The organism is Lysinibacillus sp. Ag94, from assembly GCF_023242215.1.
In the GTDB taxonomy this organism is placed as follows: domain Bacteria; phylum Bacillota; class Bacilli; order Bacillales_A; family Planococcaceae; genus Lysinibacillus.
The window spans coordinates 1,133,403-1,150,261 of sequence record NZ_CP096780.1 but is presented as its reverse complement, the minus strand read 5'-3'; the positions used below and the strand labels follow the sequence as shown (position 1 = coordinate 1,150,261).

Sequence of the window (16,859 nt, the reverse complement as noted above, 5' to 3'; positions counted from 1 at the left end):
TCTATGCCCTCCTAGCTTTACGGGATTTATAATTTTTTTCGGTGGGAAAAACACCCACCAACCCGATAACAGGCAATGCTAATTCTTCAATATCCGACTCCGTCTTTATTGTTGTATCTAAAAACTCCAACAATAGAGCGAACCCTACACTAATTACAAATCCAAGGACGGCGCCCAAAACAATATTAAGTAATTTATTTGGTTTCACAGGGCTTGAATCTTTACTTATTTTTGCCTCTGATAAAATATTTATATTATCAACACTCATTAGTTTCGGTATTTCTTCTTTAAATACTGTCGCAACTGTATTCGAGATGGTAACTGCTTTTTCTGAATCTGTATCTAAAACTTTAATAGTAACCACTTTGGAGTTACGTTCACTAGATACGATTATTTGCTCAGCCAACTTTTCTGTTGTAATGTTTAGATCAAGCTTATCAATAACTTTGTTTAAAATAGCCGGACTCTTAATGATGACATTATACGTATTGATTAATTGTAAATCTGTCTCTAGCTGTTGTGCCCTTGCATACGCTTCTTGATCATTAACTGTTTGATTTACTAAAAATTGCGTTTGTGCTTGATAGATAGGCGTAATTACAAAGTAACTTAGAGCCGCCGTAATGCCAATCGCAACAATAGTAAGACTTAGAATAAGGTATATACGTTTACGCAGTATTTTAAATATTTTTTTTAAGTCCATTACTTCTTCCACCTAAATTCCCTCCCTCGTCAAACCATTGTCGATGAATCAACTAAACGATTATGTTTAACTTTCGTATTGTTCGGCACTTTAATAGTTCGATTTCCTGCGATTCTTCACCAAAACATCTATTGGATAATTTTATCCAGAAGCTTCTCTTCAGGGCTTTCAGCTTGTATGATGCGTTACACATAGTCATAGGAAAACATAACTACTTTCTCGCTGGAAATTTTGCTCTGTAGCAAAAGGCGTAGCTACACTCGCCATTCTTCGCTCCAAGTACTGTTTCTATGTTATGAATTTCAAAAATTCCCATTAAAGCATATTCAATTATAATTTCAATAGCTTATTCATTGTTGATGGAACTATTAAACGTTTGTAATAGTTCTAACGTCTTTTGTTTATATGTTTCTACACCAGGCTGATCAAACGGATTCACTCCTAGTAAACTTGCACTCATTGCACATGCCTTCATAAAGAAATAGATTAAATAACCTATGTGATAGGCATCCAGTTTTGGGAGCATCAATTGAATGACAGGTACACCACCCTCTGCATGAGCAAGTGCTGTTCCATTCATGGAAAGCCCATTAATTTCATTGAATGTTCGTTTCGATAAATAATTCAAACCATCCTCATCGCGCACATCATATGGCACTTTAAAATCATTATCTATTTCCTTAAAATGCAGTAATGTTTCAAATAAAATCGGACTTCCTTCTTGAATAAACTGACCTATAGCATGTAAATCAGTCGAATAATTAACTGTCGCAGGAAATAGACCTTTTCGCTGTTTCCCTTCACTTTCACCAAACAACTGCATCCACCATTCATGGAACTTACATAATGCAGGTTCAAATGAAGCGAGCAACTCCACTTTATACCCTCGTTCAAACATCAAATGCCGCAACACTGCATATTGATAGGCTTCATTACGCTCTAGTGCTGTATCTTGCAATGTTAACGCAGCATCCCTAGCACCTGCCATAAGCATCCGAATATTAACACCTGCAACCGCTGCTGGTAATAGCCCTACCGAAGTTAACACCGAATAGCGACCACCAATATCGGATGGAATGGTAAATTGTCTATAACCAGCGCGATCTGCTATTTGCTTCAAACGTCCGTTTTCCGCATCTGTCGTCACAATAATTCTGTCAACAGCCTCTTCCCCGTAACGTTTTTCCATAAACTGCCGCAACACACGAAAGGCGAGTGCTGGTTCCATCGTTTCCCCAGACTTCGAAATGACGTTCACATACACACTTTTATTCGTTAAATATTGAAGCAAACTATTAATATAGGAACCACTCATATTTTGTCCAGCATACAACACTTCAATACCTTCAGTAGAACGAGTAAAATAAGGTGACAACGCATCTTGGATGGCACGTGCCCCTAAAAATGATCCTCCTACACCAATAACAACAAGTACATCTGCATACGCATGAATTTCTCGCTTAGTATCTTCAATACGCCGCAATAAAGCGCGCTGATTTTCAAGAGGAACTTGTAACCAACCCGTTAACAGCTCGCTACTCTCTGCTAAATGACGGTGAATCCACTCTACCTCCGCCTCATATATTGACCAATCTTGCTTAGTGATTTCAAAATTGAAAATGCTCATTTGAATAGTACGAATCGTCAAATCATCTCTTCCAATCCTATAATTTGGAATTCCTACTAGCGTAAATTATTTTAATTCGAAGTGACACTCCCTAAGTTGCTTTACTTTATTTAACAGTAAATTAGTAACCGCTTCATGTAACTCATCACGATCCAACGCAAAATCAATAATTGTATTAATAAATCCTATATGCTCTCCAACATCATAGCGGTTTCCTTCTATTTCAAATGCAAATACTCGCTGACAACAATTTAACGCTTCAATCGCATCTGTTAATTGAATTTCACCACCCTTACCTTTTTTTTGTTCATCTAAGAAGGTGAAAATTTCAGGAGTTAAAATATACCTTCCTATGATTGCAAAATTTGAGGGGGCATCTCTAAAAGCAGGCTTTTCGATAAATTCCCTTACTTCCATTAAACGGTTTTCTGTTGAAATCGGGTCAATGATTCCATAACGATGAACATCAACATCTGGAACCTTTTGCACTCCTATAACACTCGAATACGTTTGATCATATTGCTCGATTAATTGTTTCAGACACGGAATGTCATTTTTCACAATATCATCACCTAAAAGGACCGCAAAAGGCTCATTCCCAATAAACTTACGTGCACACCATATCGCATGACCAAGGCCAAGAGGTTCCTTTTGACGAATATAGTGTATATCTACTTTAGAGGGGGCTTTTACTTTCTCAAGCATATCGAACTTCTCTTTTTCTAGTAAATTTGCCTCGAGCTCAAACGCATTATCAAAATGATCCTCAATTGCTCTTTTATTTTTACCTGTAACAATAATGATATCCTCAATACCTGAAGCAACTGCCTCTTCAACGATATATTGAATAGTCGGTTTATCGACAATTGGTAACATTTCCTTCGGCATTGCCTTAGTAGCTGGCAAAAAACGCGTGCCTAATCCTGCAGCAGGTATAATAGCTTTACGTATTTTTTTCATGCAATCTCCCCTCATGTAAGGCTGTCCTCTTCTACGGCATATGTGTTTATTTATTAATTGGCGGGTTTATATTACTTTTCAATATATTAATAACGATTGCTTTTTATTCAAATTTGTATTTTTTCCAATAAGAGAGTTCGTAATTATAAGAATGCTACCTTTTGCAGTAGATATTATAGAAGATTTTTTCGTTCTCATTCCTACAGGCCGTTCAAGACGATGCCATTCGCGATTTCATCTATGGTTTTATTTGAGAATCATTAACTCCATCTATTTCAATTGCTTTCATTGCTACTGGATAACTCACCCTTGTCCCCATAGAAAAACGCCTCCACGTTGATTTGATAAAGTACACTACAACGAAAGGTGTTATTCTATGTCTAATTTCACCATTCTTAACCTGTCAATCTAGTTGAAACGTATTTTATCGAAATATTAAGCAAGAAAATACACATCCGGTAGACAGATTGAACCGTTGTCATACCAAGGTGATTTTTATAAATTTTCCAGTTCCACGTTAAACCTTTGACTTTATTTCTGCTTAAGGAACCTGGTGTAATTCGATAATAGGCTAGTACTTCATTCATTCCGTAAGCCTTAATCTCATAATTTTTTAATATATCTAGCCAAAGGGCATAATCTTCATGCTTAGTCTTCTTAAAAAGTGGTTTAGCAATTTTACGTGTATCTAATACAACTGTTAAACATCCAAAGTAATTAGCACGCAATAATTTTTTATAATCCACTGGTTCTTTGCATATCTTAACGATTTTCCGTGTTCTTTTATTACTTTCTGTTATTTCTTGATATTGTGTATAGGAAAATGCGACATCATGTTCTAGCATGAAGTCGAGTTGTTTGGATAATTTTTCAGGATGCCACAAATCATCACTATCAAGAAAAGCTAAAAATTGTCCTTTTGCTTTTTCAATTCCAGCATTTCTAGCATTCGCAACACCACCGTTTTGTGTCAAATTAATAATCTTTATTCGACTATCCTTATATCCTAGTAGCATTTGATGACTATTGTCTGTAGACTTGTCATTTATAATTATCAATTCCCAATTTTTGTACGTTTGATTTAGAACAGATTCAATAGATTGGCCAACATACTTTTCCGCATTGTAAACAGGCATAATAATTGATACTAGAAAGTTATTTTTATGCAATACACCATCCTATTTCATAATATTTTTAAATGTATAGGCGAGTATCAAATTAAATTTTAATGTATAACAAACTGCATATATTTTGACAAATAAAGGTGTCAATAATTTTGTTCGATTACTCTGACAGTATGCTATTACTTCTTTATCGGTCTTCAAATTAGTCATGATTTGCATGATATCCCTATTCTGCGTTTTATCAATAGCCGCTGTTATTTGCGAAATGCTTGCACCCGATTTGACGTAGTTTTTTAATGAACTATTAAACAAATGAAATACTAAAATAGAGTATATACTTGTCATATTCGAATTATTCCTTTTCAAATAATCAATGTACTTTCCTGCCAAATTTAGGTACTGTTCTATAATTTCAGGTTTAGGTTGCCGCATGAGCGATCCATTTCGTTGTAAATAATAATAAAAAGATGAATTGGTGCTTATTATTGTCTTTATATGCACTAAGTAATATAGATTAAATAGCTTATCTTCTGAGAATACCTCACTATTAGGTTCAAATCGTATATGATATTTTTTAATAATCACATTTTTATACAATTTATTACAAACTTCATCCCCATGTTTGTAGTTAAAAAAATATTCATATAAGTATCCTTTTAATCCTAATTTTCCAATATCGATCTGCTCTTGCTTCATTTTTAAAAAATTCTTCTCTATTTTATCTTCGTACACTTTCGTATAATCACATACTACTAATTCCGCTTCGTGCTGTTCCATTTCATGTACCATAGATTCAATCATATCCAACTCTATCCAATCATCGGCATCCACGAATAGTATGTATGCTCCACTGGCCTTATCTAATGCAGCATTTCTAGCAGAAGACAACCCCCCGTTCGGCTTATGAATTACTTTAATCCGTGAATCTTGGACAGCTAATTCATCCACCATCTTTCCACACTTATCTGTTGAACCATCATTGACTAAAAATATTTCTAGATTTGTATACGTTTGATTTTGAACTGATTGTACACATTTTTGTAAGTATTGCTCTACATTAAAAATTGGAATAATGACACTAACTAACTTCATAGTTTCCCCCAATTTTCATTTTTTATGTTATTTTCATTCTAACTTCATCTGTTCACGGTACAGATATTCTTTTTCTGTCATACTGTATCGCCAAATAAGTGCTAGAAATAAAAATAAATATTCACTCGCAATTAGTGAAAGGAACATTAAAGAAATTGAAATTGAAACATAAGTCCCCAGAAGAAAAGCCTTTGATTTATCCTTCCATACAATTGACATTATTTTTAAAAATAACAATGCCCAAAATATAAAGAATAATACCGATCCAATTACACCCGACTCGACTAATATTTCTAAAAAAGTATTGTGCATATAAATTCCCTCACCAAAAAAATCTGCACTATAATCCCTAAAATTATATAAACCTATTCCTTTTATAGGATTGTTTAAAAAGAGCGACAGACCATTATTCCATATTTCAATTCTGCCACTACCACCATCCTTACCAACAGATTCCATTCTTTTTATGAAAATCTGATAGATATCAATATGCATAACTTTTAATACGGTAAAGTAACTTATCCATGTAATTATAGGTACGGCAAAAAAAAATTTTACTGTTGTTTTTACACTAAAAAAAGCAATAGTAATAACAATCCCTACTAAGGTTGCTAATAGGCCCCCCCTTGAAAAAGTTAGTATCGTTGTAATTAAAGCTAACACAAATCCAATCTTGCCTTTTTTGTCTTTCATATTTGCTAGGAAAAAGAACAAGAAGATCGTGTTAGATACGACAAAAATATTAGGGTCTGATAATATTCCGATTAAACGAGGCATATTTCTGTCTAGCATTAAGCCATAAAATCTAATGCCGTTCCCATAAAAATTAAATTGATTAGAAATTAAACCAAATAGATAAAACAATAATGAAATTACGTTATATAATATCCCTATTGTCCCAATTATTCGCTCAAATTCTTTTAATGTAATATTGGAAAATAGAAATTTATATATAAAGTAAGAAAAAAGGCCGATTAAAATAGCAATAGTCAAACGAATACTTGCCATCGGATATGTAGAAAAGACACCAGTAAGGCAGTAGAAAACATAGAAGAAAATCATAAAAGTTTCATGACTTTGAGGCTTATGAAAAACAAATTTACTAAGGGTAAGCATAAAAATTACTACCATTAACACCATATGTGGTTTTAACGCAAAACCAAAGTTTACATTCAGGTTACCTAAAAAAACACTGAATACTAAAATAAATATTAGAAAATAATTATTTGAAAGTCTTTTTTTTTCGTAAATCATTTTTCTCGCCCCTTACTACCCCTCTTTAAGACAAACTAGGTCAAGAATCTGCCACCATTTCTTTATAGAAAATACAAAAGAAATGACTGTATTTTTTACCATCACCTTTTAAGCAGTATAATAGTTCTAATAGATAACATATTTTTACACCTTACAAGAAAATATTTCGAAATTTTTAAGGCAAGAATTAAATTTAATACCATTTTAAAAAGTTCGCCTTGTTCTTTATAAACTAATGCTTCCTTAAAATAGATCTGTGCTTTATCAAAATTTTCTTCGGTATTTAGTGTAGTCCTTTTATTCACATATTTATCGATTTCTGATTGATTAATTAAATGAATATTTTTATAGTTTTTTTGTAAATACTTCGCAGATAAAAATTGTTTTAAGGCATTCGATCTTGAAATACTACTAGAATTGAGCCTATAAGTAAGCGTTACATCATTACAATTACCAATCTTAAATTTTTGAGAGCATCTCAATAAAAAATCATAATCTTCACAGGTGTGTAAATTCCGATATCCATTTAAGTCAGTATACACTTCTCTTTTGACTAGCCATGTTGGATGAGGAACACAATTATCGTATTTCAAAATACTATTAATAAAAGTATTAGAAACAGGATGATTAGAAGATTTTTGTATAACATTCCCACTTTCGTCAATTATTCTAACTTTAGATCCAATTAAGTCATAGTTATACTTTTTCAAGTAAACCAATTGCTTATATAGTCTGGTATGATCTGAAATATCATCCGCATCCATTCGTGCTATATATTCACCATTACAATACGCTAAAGCTTTATTTAAACTATTTGTTAGTCCTATGTTTTTTTCATTTTCAACCACGATTATGCGCTCGTCTCTATTTGCATAATCAGATACAACGCTTTTAATCATAGTATTATCTGGATTATCTAATACAATAATAAATTCAATTTTTGAATATGTTTGATTCAAAATAGATTCAATACTGGCTTTTAACCATTCCATCTTTTCATTATAAGTACTCATTATTACGGAAATTAAATCTTTCATTATACACATCCTCATTAGTCATGTTGCAACTGATGAAATGCCCTTTTTATCTTTCCTTCACTTTCAATGAACAACCGTTTCCACCTATCGCAGAATTTAGCAAGAGCTGGTTCAAATAATGTTAGTATTTGAGAACATGACGAATGACTCCATTGCGATAAGCTTCGTTTGGACAAATATTTTGCTATTTACTACTTATATGAAGATGAATTTCTCTTTATACATGGTGAGTTGTTATGCAAAAGAGAAAGTAAAAAATATAAAAGTGCTAACTTTTATACCAAGTTTTAGGTAAATTCAGCACTTTTATAATAACAAGCAATATTTTGTAGTCAGTTACATTTTTAAATTAAGTTTTTATCCGTTCAGTATCTTTGATTGTTATGCCATTTCCAAGCATCTTCAATAATTTCCACTAAGCTTTTTTCTGCCTTCCACCCAAGTTCATCAAAAATCTTTTTAGATGAAGCAATTAGTATTGCAGGATCTCCTTCACGTCTTTCAGAGAGTTCGACATTTGCCTTTTTGCCTGTTACTGCCTCGCAAACTTCTATTACTTCTTTTACTGTATAACCCCGACCATTCCCTAAGTTATAAATTACCTCTTTATTGGTGTTCTCAAGTAATGAATATAAGGCAAGAATATGTGCTATTGCTAAATCGGTCACATGTATATAATCACGAATGCATGTACCATCGGGTGTTTCATAGTCTGTACCATAAATACACACCTTCTCCCTATTACCAGCTAAATACTGCAATACGATTGGAATAAGATGAGTTTCGGGATTATGGCTTTCCCCAATTTCCGCTGTTTCAAAGGCTCCTGCTGCATTAAAATATCTTAAAATTACGTAACGTAAATCATAGGCTGTTGCATAATCCATGAGAACTTGTTCAATCATAAGCTTTGATCTTCCATAAGGGTTTATTGGGTTTGGCACAATTGATTCATCAATCATGTTTAGGTTAGGAACCCCATAAATCGCTGCAGTTGAGGAAAATATAATATTTTTCACGTTATACTTTAACATTACACTTAATAAAGTTAACGTAGATGTAACGTTGTTCTCATAATATTTCTGCGGATTTACTACAGATTCACCGACTAGGCTACTCGCTGCAAAATGCATTACCGCTTTAATGGAATATTGCGAAAAAACACGCTCCAAATCGCCTTTTTCTCCTATATCCCCGTGCACAAAAATCACCTTTTCATCAATCGACTCCTTGTGGCCAGTGGAAAGATTATCTAATACAACAACTGTTTCTTTCTTTACTAACTCTTTTACAAGATGACTACCTATATATCCCGCTCCACCGATAACTAATATCAAATGGTTGTCTCCCTTTATTTCATATTTTCATTGTTCTTTTACTAATAAAAAGCGCTTTGAAAATAGCGTAGTTGCGTGAAGACCAATTATTTACACAAAGGCTAAGAGTACTCTGGTAGGTACTTGAATAGCTTCCAGCATCATGAATATTGCTTTTCAAAATACTGTTGATATTGTCCATTTATTATTTGATTCCACCAAGTGTTGTTTTCAACATACCATTGAATCGTTTGCGCAATGCCAGTTTCAAATGTGTATATAGGCTTCCAACCTAATTGCTCTATTTTAGTAGGGTCAATGGCATAGCGTTTATCATGAGCTAAACGCTCTGTTACATACTTTATAAGTTTTTCCGATTTTCCTAATGACTTGATAATCGTTTGAACGACTTCTAAATTGGTGCGTTCATTATGCCCGCCAATATTATATATCTCTCCGTTGACACCTTCATGTAACACCACATCAATAGCTGTACAATGATCAAAAACATGTAACCAATCTCGTATGTTTTGTCCATCACCATATAGAAGGATTTTTTCATCCTTTAACACACGAGAAATAGTTAAAGGAATTAATTTTTCTGGAAATTGATAGGGTCCATAGTTATTCGAACAACGCGTAATATTCATTGGTAAGCCATATGTTTTATAATAAGCACGAACTAAGCAATCAGCAGAAGCTTTACTTGCACTATATGGGCTGTTTGGCATTAATGATGTCGCTTCTGTAAAATAGGTAGATGGTTCAAAATCCAATTCCCCATAAACTTCATCCGTAGAGACATGGACGAATTTAGTAATGCCTACTTGCTTTGCTGCTTCTAATAATATTTGTGTCCCTAATACATTTGTTCGAACGAATACCGATGGATCTGTAATGGAGCGGTCCACATGACTTTCTGCTGCAAAATGAACGACATAATCGAATTGTTTCTTTTTAAATAAAGTCATAACCAACTCACGATCGACAATATCCCCTTTTACAAATGTATAGTTATCATTTGTTTCGAATGCTCGATGTTTACCTAGATCACCTGCATATGTCAATACATCTAAATTATAAATTTCATAGGTAGGATACTTATGCATTAAATATTGGATAAAATTGCCCCCTATGAATCCTGCACCGCCAGTAACTAATATTTTTTTCTTTACCATCATTCCTACCTCTTTCAATGTATTGTTATAAGTGAATGATCCAAGGTATTAGATACTTCCAGCAAATACTTACCATATTCTGTTTTCATAAATGGTAGGGCAAGCTCTAACAATTGCTTCTTTGTAATATATCCGCTTCTAAAAGCAATTTCTTCAATACAGGCGATATAAAGCCCCTGTCTCTTTTGAATCGCCTCGACAAGATTAGAAGCTTCAAGTAAAGACTCATGTGTTCCTGTATCTAGCCAAGTTAAGCCACGTCCAGCTATTTTGACCTTTAATTCGCCCATTCGTAAATATTCTTCAAGAATAGAGGTGATTTCTACTTCTCCACGCACGGATGGCTTTACATTTTTGGCAATCTCAACGACTTTATGATCAAAAAAGTATAAACCTGGCACTGCGTATGAGGATTTCGGTCTTTCCGGTTTTTCTTCTATTGAAATAGCATTCATTTGCTCATCTATTTCCACTACACCATATGCACGCGGATCTTTGACATAACAGCCGAATACAATACTACCTCTAGTTAAAGTAGCGGCTTCTTTTAGTCGATTACTCAAATTTGAGCCATAAAAAATATTGTCCCCTAATACTAATACTACAGGGGAATGATCAATAAATTTTTCTCCAATAATAAAAGCTTCGGCAAGACCATTGGGATATTCTTGAACAGCATATTCGAAATGCATTCCTAAATGACGTCCATCACCTAATAGCTCTTTAAATCCCTCAAGATCTCGAGGTGTTGATATTATTAATATATGTCTAATACCCGCAAGCATTAAGACAGAAAGTGGGTAATAAATCATCGGTTTATCGTAAACCGGTAACATTTGCTTTGACATCGATTTTGTTAACGGATAAAGTCGAGTCCCTGAACCCCCAGCTAAAATAATACCTTTCACCTAATTTCGCCTCTTTCTTTTTTAGTTGCTCCCTATTTCATTAATAACTTCATCTTTCGTTACTATCATCTAACTAATTCATAAATATCTAACATTTCTTTAATTTTACTAATATCGTTAAACATCATGACATCAATTATTGAAAGACCAGGCATAAAATCATTTGAGTATTGCTTGTACGGTGTTAGTATTGGTTGAATAAATTGAATGTCCAAATCATTGTCTGTATATTTTTGCTGTTTGTAAAAATCCTTGCCACCAATCGCATTAATATAAGTAGTCGCATTTAAGGCCTTAGATACTTTAATTCCCCATTCATCTGCTGCATTAGCCTCTATAATAGTAGGAAATTTTTCCGACAGAATAGTAATACTCGTTTCAATACCTAATAATGCGCATGTCTTTCTTAGAATGAAAGTAATGCATTGACTTAAATTGCTGTTACTATTTGTGAAACAATCCGTTACGAATTCCATAACATTCATAAAATACGGCGCGTTTTTATAAAATATTAATTGATTAAAAATCTTTTCTTGCCAATGCATATTACTATTTATGATAATGTCTTTAATTTTAGTTTCTCTAGGAGCTTTACATACTGGAACATTAAAATATATACTTTTTCCATGCTCACTCAAGAGTCGGTTCCTATTTATCCAACTTCTTCTCGTATATTGAGCATTATCAAAAATGACAAATTCATCTACCGAATGTATCAGTTGGAAATATCCTAAATACGGAAAAAAATAAGGTTGCATTAAGGCTATCCTCATTCTAAGTGTCCCTTCTTACGTTAATAAAACTAAGTATCTTGATAAAAAAGATCAACTTCAGGAAATTTAAGGAACGAAGTAAACATTTTGTTCACTTTAAATTAAAAAGCCCTGCTTCTATATAATCTATGACTTGCAAATTCTTTTGTTTGATAGATGACTTGTACACTATTCTTTCAAAAGTAGACAAATTTTATCTACATCTTCTAACATGAGATCCCCATACAATGGTAATGTTAAAACTCTCTCTGCAATATATTTTGCCACAGGTGTATCTTCAGCATTGAACTTATCTTTGAAGCATTCAAAGCTATTCGTTAAAGGATAAAAATACTTTCGGGAATAGATATTATGTTTCATTAATTTTTCATACACTTCATCCCGTGAAAGTTGAAATCCATCAAATACTACAGGGAGGTATGCATAATTACTCGACACATCTTTTGGAGGAGGCAATAATTTAATACCTTTGATACCACCGAGATGTTCAACATATCTCTCAAATACTTTCTTTCGCTTCCCTATTTCCACATCTATATTTCGGAGATTACACAAACCCATAGCTGCCTGAAATTCATTCATCTTACCATTACCACCTGTATACTCAATTGTTTCAGGTCCTGTAATACCAAAATTTTTATAAATATTTAATAAGTCTTTTATGTTAGAATCTCTAATGGTTAACGCTCCACCCTCAATAGTGTGAAAAACTTTAGTTGCATGGAAACTAAACATGGAAGCATCACCAAAGTTTGCAACACTTTCACCAGCTACTTTGACCCCAAAGGCATGAGCAGCATCATATATGACCTTTAGATTATATTTAGTAGCTATTCTTTCAATCGCTTTTATATTACATATATTTCCGTACACATGAACGGCTAGAATAGCGGATGTTTTATCTGTTATTAACCTTTCAATATTATTTGTTTCTAACGTGTAATCATTAAGATTAATGTCAGCAAAAACTGGTGTTAAACCTTTTCGTACGATTGCATGCGTTGTCGATGCAAATGTAAAAGGTGTGGTGATGACTTCGCCAGTTAATTGAAAAGCTTCAATCGCGTATTCTAATGCTAGGTGCCCGTTAGAAAATAGCGTAATATTTTTTGTATTCAAATATCGTTTCAATTCAGCTTCTAAAGCATTATGCTTTACACCCATATTGGTCAACCAGCGGCTATCCCAAAAACCCCTAATTTCTTCAGAGAACTCTATAAAACTAGGCATTGATGTCTGTGTTACTTGAATAGGCTTCATATATTCACCTTCTTGACGCTATTTATTTTCACAAATGAATGTTCAACATTTACCTTCACGAAGTTTGTGATATGTTCCATTTTCTCTAACATGTCACCTTCTGAAGGAAATTTTAGTATCATAGTGCCCAATTTTTCATTAGATCCTGAAAATGCTTTAATGTGATTTTTTGATTTAACTAGCAATTCATATTCAACAATGCCATTTACTATTTCATCATGCATTTCCACATTTATAAAAACTCCGCTAGTTTCACTATTCAATACGTACACCGACCAATATCCTTGTGATTCAACCATAGTCAAATCATTACAATCCTCACCTAAAGCCGTCTTAATGGTATATTCGATCAAATCTACACCAGTTGCATATTTTGTTACTTGCGGAATCCAATCGCCACCATTCCGAGCAGCTATCTCAATAAGATAAACATTTTCTTGTTCATCCACTCGAATGTCAAAATTATAGGCACCTGATTTCATATTGAGTAAAGTCAGGGCTCTTTGAATCTCTTTATGAATTTTTTGCTGAATATGCTCAGACATTTGGCATGGCCAGCTTGAACCAATTGGAACAAATGGATTCGGTGATGCTATTGTCGGAAAATGCTCATTCGTAAAACTACGAAAAACAAGTTTTCCATTTACAGAAAAACCATCCCCTCCAACATGATAACCATGCTTTTCTATATACTCTTCCACAATAAAACGTTTCACTTTCGAAAAACTTAACGCGTACTCTATTTTTTCCTGCAAAGTGTCAATGGAATCTATTTTCGAGACTCCTCTACTGCCTGAAGAATCAACAGGTTTTATCATTACAGGCATGTTAAAATTGTGAAAATCAGCTTTAGCTTCTTCCACTGCTCGATAGCCCTTTGCTCTTGGCACGTTAAAATTATTATTTTTCTGAAACTCCCGAAACAAATCCTTATTTGACAATATCTCTACAGATTCATAAGGATGTGACGGTAGTCCCAATCTTTCAGCAACATAAGCTGCAGTAGGTGCTGCAGGATCAGACGCATAACTAACTATGCCATCAATGTTTAACGCTTTTGCTAATGATAAGACACCTTCCTTATCTGTCGTACTGACATTATAGTATTCATGCGCATATTGATGCCCTGGATTTTCTTTTATATAATCACAAGTAATAACATAGTGACCCATTTCTCTTGCTTTTTTTATTGCTGGAATTTGAGAATGTGCACCACCAAGCATTAATATTTTTTTCATTCTGTGGCCTCCTCATTAACAACAATTTTAGTCGTTGTATTCCTTCTAAACAGACCTTTTATAATCGATAGTAAATAATTAAACGCATCAAAATTAAATACTTTTGCTAACCCTACATATAATACGACCCCTACAATTATTTGAATAATGAGCGTCACACTGTCAGTCAACCCAATCAAGTGTATTGGAAAAACAATAGCCCCCATCACTAAAGATGTCAGTAAAGATGGTTTTATATCTCTCCACTGTTCTTGAATGCTATAGTTTAGTAATTGTAAATTTGGATATGCGTTAATAAAAGTCGATAAAATTCCAACTCCGAGCACTCCTAAAGCCATCATATGAACACCAAATGGGATACTGACAGCTAAAATAATCAATCCTAATATAGTTTTCACAATTTCTAGTTTTAAAAAAATATCACTACGTCCCAAGGCGTTGATTGCTTGTAAATTCGCAGTATGTATAGGCCATAATGCATAACTAATACAAAAAATTTGTAAGAATGGCACGGAAGGCAGCCATTTTTCTGTTAACAAAATTTTCACTAAAGGCTCAGCAATAGCTACTAGTCCGAACATCATCGGAAAAATGACAAATGAGCTCATAATAATGGAACGACGTACCATAACCTTTACTCTTTCTGTATTTTCTTGATGGAAGGATAAAGTAGGAAACATTACGGATTGTATGGAGCCATTAATGTTGTTAATAATGACGCTAGGAAATTGTTCACCCCGATTATAAAAGCCTAATAATGCAGGGCTAAACATTTTACCAATTAGTAGATTTCGAATGTTCGAATTAAGGGTTTCAATCAATGATGAAGCTAATAATTTCCATCCAAACACAAATAAACTTCCGAGCCGCTCCATTGAAAAGGTAAGCTTCGGTCGCCAATTTACTGTAAACCATAATATGATCGTTACTATAAGTTGGTTTGTCATTTGATGTCCAACTAAAGCCCAAACACCATATCCTGTATAGGCCATTGTCATACCAACAACACCAGATATAATGACGGCTCCCATACTACTAAAGAACAGTTTTTTAAACTGCATATTACGTGCAATAACTGCTTGTTGAATTGAATTAAACACGCCAAAAAACAATGTTAAAGAAAGAATTCTTAAGACAGATAGTAGTTGAGGTTCTGCAAAAAATGAGGCTATGACAGGGGCTGTTAAAAAGAGTACGACATACAGAATAATGGCAACAAATAAGTTTAAATAAAATACAGATGAATAATCCGCTTCATCCACCTTTTTCTTTTGTATCAATGCTATGTTAAATCCACTCTGCACAATCACACCAGCTATTGTTATGAAAATGGTAACAAGGACGAGTAACCCAAAGTCCTCTGGAAGAAGCAGACGGGCTAATACAATTAACACAATAAATTGAATTCCTTGCGTCCCTCCACGTTCTAAAAGCTTCCATAATAGAGAAGAAAGGACTTTAGATTTTGTTAAATCATCGTCCATTTATGATCCTCCTTTTAACAAATCTAAGAAGCTTTGAAATACTTGGACTATATTGATCTATAAATAATATTGTTTTTTTCTTTAATCCTAAATTTAAATATAGCTCTCTATATTCTCCTGTTTTTGCTTCTTTCAATCTCCCCTCTTCAAGTAAAAGGGAAAACAGCGTACTTTTCTTTCTTCTATCAATAGCATCCTTAAATTTATTGTTCGTATATAGATTTATTTCATCCAACATATCTTCTATCTCAAGATAATGCTGCTTCTTTGTTTCTATATCAGAAAAGGTTCTGCCTGTCCAAGAAGTACTATCTCCTACTCGATACGAAGACATCAACTCATCCATATAGTACACCGTACCTAGCAATGATAAGTAAATAACTAAAGGGTAATCGCCAACAGGAGCATTTATAAGAAAGTCTGGTCTCTCTTTTCTATACTTTAGTGGATAAAACATGGAATTTGTTAAAAAAAGACCTCCTCCTCCTTCAATTACTTCTTCAACTGAGAATTCCTTATTACCTTTATTTAAACGGTTAATTGATACACATTTCTTATCCGAAGCATTTACTACATTTCCACCATGAACACATAGGCTACATTCAGGATGCTTCTCCATATAATCGAATTGTTTTTGCAATTTATAAGGATCTAACCAATAATCATCCCCCTCACAAATTGCAATATATTTCCCTTTTGCTCGGATCGTGTTAGCTTGATCTACTGAAACACCTTTAGAATACTGATTTTCTGTTTGATAGATAGGCTTTATCAAATTAGGATATTTCTTTTCATACTCTCTAATAATGTCTGCAGTTCTATCGGTCGAGGCATCATCATGTATTAATATTTCAAATTTGAAATTTGTTTTTTGCTTTAAAAAACTCTCCATCGCATCCGCTATA

General features: G+C 33.6%; 15 protein-coding genes. All 15 read right to left on the bottom strand.

Annotated elements, in window-relative coordinates; genetic code table 11:
- Position 1: 1 nt before the first annotated feature.
- The 15 genes from MY533_RS05095 to MY533_RS05025 all read right to left on the bottom strand — a co-directional run bounded on the left by MY533_RS05095 (position 2) and on the right by MY533_RS05025 (position 16,846).
- Positions 2-715: a YveK family protein gene (locus MY533_RS05095; protein WP_248718242.1), complete on the bottom strand. Its 714-nt coding sequence runs from the start codon at positions 713-715 to the stop codon at positions 2-4.
- A 334-nt stretch (positions 716-1,049) separates the two neighbouring features.
- Entirely contained in the window at positions 1,050-2,351 is a 1,302-nt protein-coding gene (locus tag MY533_RS05090) for a glucose-6-phosphate isomerase (protein WP_248718241.1), read from the bottom strand.
- A gap of 45 nt (positions 2,352-2,396) precedes the next feature.
- Positions 2,397-3,290 (bottom strand): UTP--glucose-1-phosphate uridylyltransferase GalU, encoded by an 894-nt coding sequence (gene galU, locus MY533_RS05085; protein WP_248718240.1) that lies wholly within the window; start codon positions 3,288-3,290, stop codon positions 2,397-2,399.
- Positions 3,291-3,685: 395 nt separating this feature from the next.
- Positions 3,686-4,459 (bottom strand): glycosyltransferase family 2 protein, encoded by a 774-nt coding sequence (locus MY533_RS05080; RefSeq protein ID WP_248718239.1) that lies wholly within the window; start codon positions 4,457-4,459, stop codon positions 3,686-3,688.
- Between the two features lie 9 nt (positions 4,460-4,468).
- Positions 4,469-5,506: a glycosyltransferase family 2 protein gene (locus MY533_RS05075; protein ID WP_248718238.1), complete on the bottom strand. Its 1,038-nt coding sequence runs from the start codon at positions 5,504-5,506 to the stop codon at positions 4,469-4,471.
- A 33-nt stretch (positions 5,507-5,539) separates the two neighbouring features.
- Positions 5,540-6,760, bottom strand: a complete 1,221-nt coding sequence (locus MY533_RS05070; RefSeq protein ID WP_248718237.1) for an O-antigen ligase family protein — start codon at positions 6,758-6,760, stop codon at positions 5,540-5,542.
- Positions 6,761-6,861: 101 nt separating this feature from the next.
- Positions 6,862-7,797: a glycosyltransferase family 2 protein gene (locus MY533_RS05065; protein WP_248718236.1), complete on the bottom strand. Its 936-nt coding sequence runs from the start codon at positions 7,795-7,797 to the stop codon at positions 6,862-6,864.
- A 365-nt stretch (positions 7,798-8,162) separates the two neighbouring features.
- Positions 8,163-9,134: a UDP-glucose 4-epimerase GalE gene (gene galE / locus MY533_RS05060; protein WP_248718235.1), complete on the bottom strand. Its 972-nt coding sequence runs from the start codon at positions 9,132-9,134 to the stop codon at positions 8,163-8,165.
- 140 nt (positions 9,135-9,274) lie between these two features.
- Positions 9,275-10,291, bottom strand: a complete 1,017-nt coding sequence (gene rfbB, locus MY533_RS05055; RefSeq protein WP_248719148.1) for a dTDP-glucose 4,6-dehydratase — start codon at positions 10,289-10,291, stop codon at positions 9,275-9,277.
- A 14-nt stretch (positions 10,292-10,305) separates the two neighbouring features.
- Positions 10,306-11,199 (bottom strand): glucose-1-phosphate thymidylyltransferase RfbA, encoded by an 894-nt coding sequence (gene rfbA / locus MY533_RS05050; protein WP_248718234.1) that lies wholly within the window; start codon positions 11,197-11,199, stop codon positions 10,306-10,308.
- 65 nt (positions 11,200-11,264) lie between these two features.
- Positions 11,265-11,957: a WbqC family protein gene (locus MY533_RS05045; RefSeq protein ID WP_248718233.1), complete on the bottom strand. Its 693-nt coding sequence runs from the start codon at positions 11,955-11,957 to the stop codon at positions 11,265-11,267.
- 183 nt (positions 11,958-12,140) lie between these two features.
- A complete protein-coding gene (locus MY533_RS05040) occupies positions 12,141-13,232 on the bottom strand; it encodes a DegT/DnrJ/EryC1/StrS family aminotransferase (RefSeq protein WP_248718232.1) in 1,092 nt (363 codons plus the stop codon).
- Positions 13,229-14,470 (bottom strand): ATP-grasp domain-containing protein, encoded by a 1,242-nt coding sequence (locus MY533_RS05035; RefSeq protein ID WP_248718231.1) that lies wholly within the window; start codon positions 14,468-14,470, stop codon positions 13,229-13,231. The genes MY533_RS05040 and MY533_RS05035 overlap by 4 nt, the downstream gene beginning before the upstream one ends.
- Positions 14,467-15,954: a lipopolysaccharide biosynthesis protein gene (locus MY533_RS05030; protein WP_248718230.1), complete on the bottom strand. Its 1,488-nt coding sequence runs from the start codon at positions 15,952-15,954 to the stop codon at positions 14,467-14,469. Before MY533_RS05030 ends, MY533_RS05035 begins: the two co-directional genes overlap by 4 nt.
- On the bottom strand, positions 15,944-16,846 hold the full coding sequence (locus tag MY533_RS05025) for a glycosyltransferase (RefSeq protein WP_248718229.1): 903 nt from the start codon (positions 16,844-16,846) through the stop codon (positions 15,944-15,946). Before MY533_RS05025 ends, MY533_RS05030 begins: the two co-directional genes overlap by 11 nt.
- Positions 16,847-16,859 lie beyond the last annotated feature (13 nt).

Excerpts from the sequence above, each read along its gene's own strand:
- galU (WP_248718240.1), bottom strand. The coding sequence starts at position 3,290 with ATGAAAAAAATACGTAAAGCTATTATACCTGCTGCAGGATTAGGCACG.
- MY533_RS05075 (WP_248718238.1), bottom strand. The coding sequence starts at position 5,506 with ATGAAGTTAGTTAGTGTCATTATTCCAATTTTTAATGTAGAGCAATAC.
- MY533_RS05070 (WP_248718237.1), bottom strand. The coding sequence starts at position 6,760 with ATGATTTACGAAAAAAAAAGACTTTCAAATAATTATTTTCTAATATTT.
- MY533_RS05065 (WP_248718236.1), bottom strand. The coding sequence starts at position 7,797 with ATGAAAGATTTAATTTCCGTAATAATGAGTACTTATAATGAAAAGATG.
- rfbB (WP_248719148.1), bottom strand. The coding sequence starts at position 10,291 with ATGGTAAAGAAAAAAATATTAGTTACTGGCGGTGCAGGATTCATAGGG.
- MY533_RS05045 (WP_248718233.1), bottom strand. The coding sequence starts at position 11,957 with ATGCAACCTTATTTTTTTCCGTATTTAGGATATTTCCAACTGATACAT.
- MY533_RS05040 (WP_248718232.1), bottom strand. The coding sequence starts at position 13,232 with ATGAAGCCTATTCAAGTAACACAGACATCAATGCCTAGTTTTATAGAG.
- MY533_RS05035 (WP_248718231.1), bottom strand. The coding sequence starts at position 14,470 with ATGAAAAAAATATTAATGCTTGGTGGTGCACATTCTCAAATTCCAGCA.
- MY533_RS05030 (WP_248718230.1), bottom strand. The coding sequence starts at position 15,954 with ATGGACGATGATTTAACAAAATCTAAAGTCCTTTCTTCTCTATTATGG.
- MY533_RS05025 (WP_248718229.1), bottom strand. The coding sequence starts at position 16,846 with ATGGAGAGTTTTTTAAAGCAAAAAACAAATTTCAAATTTGAAATATTA.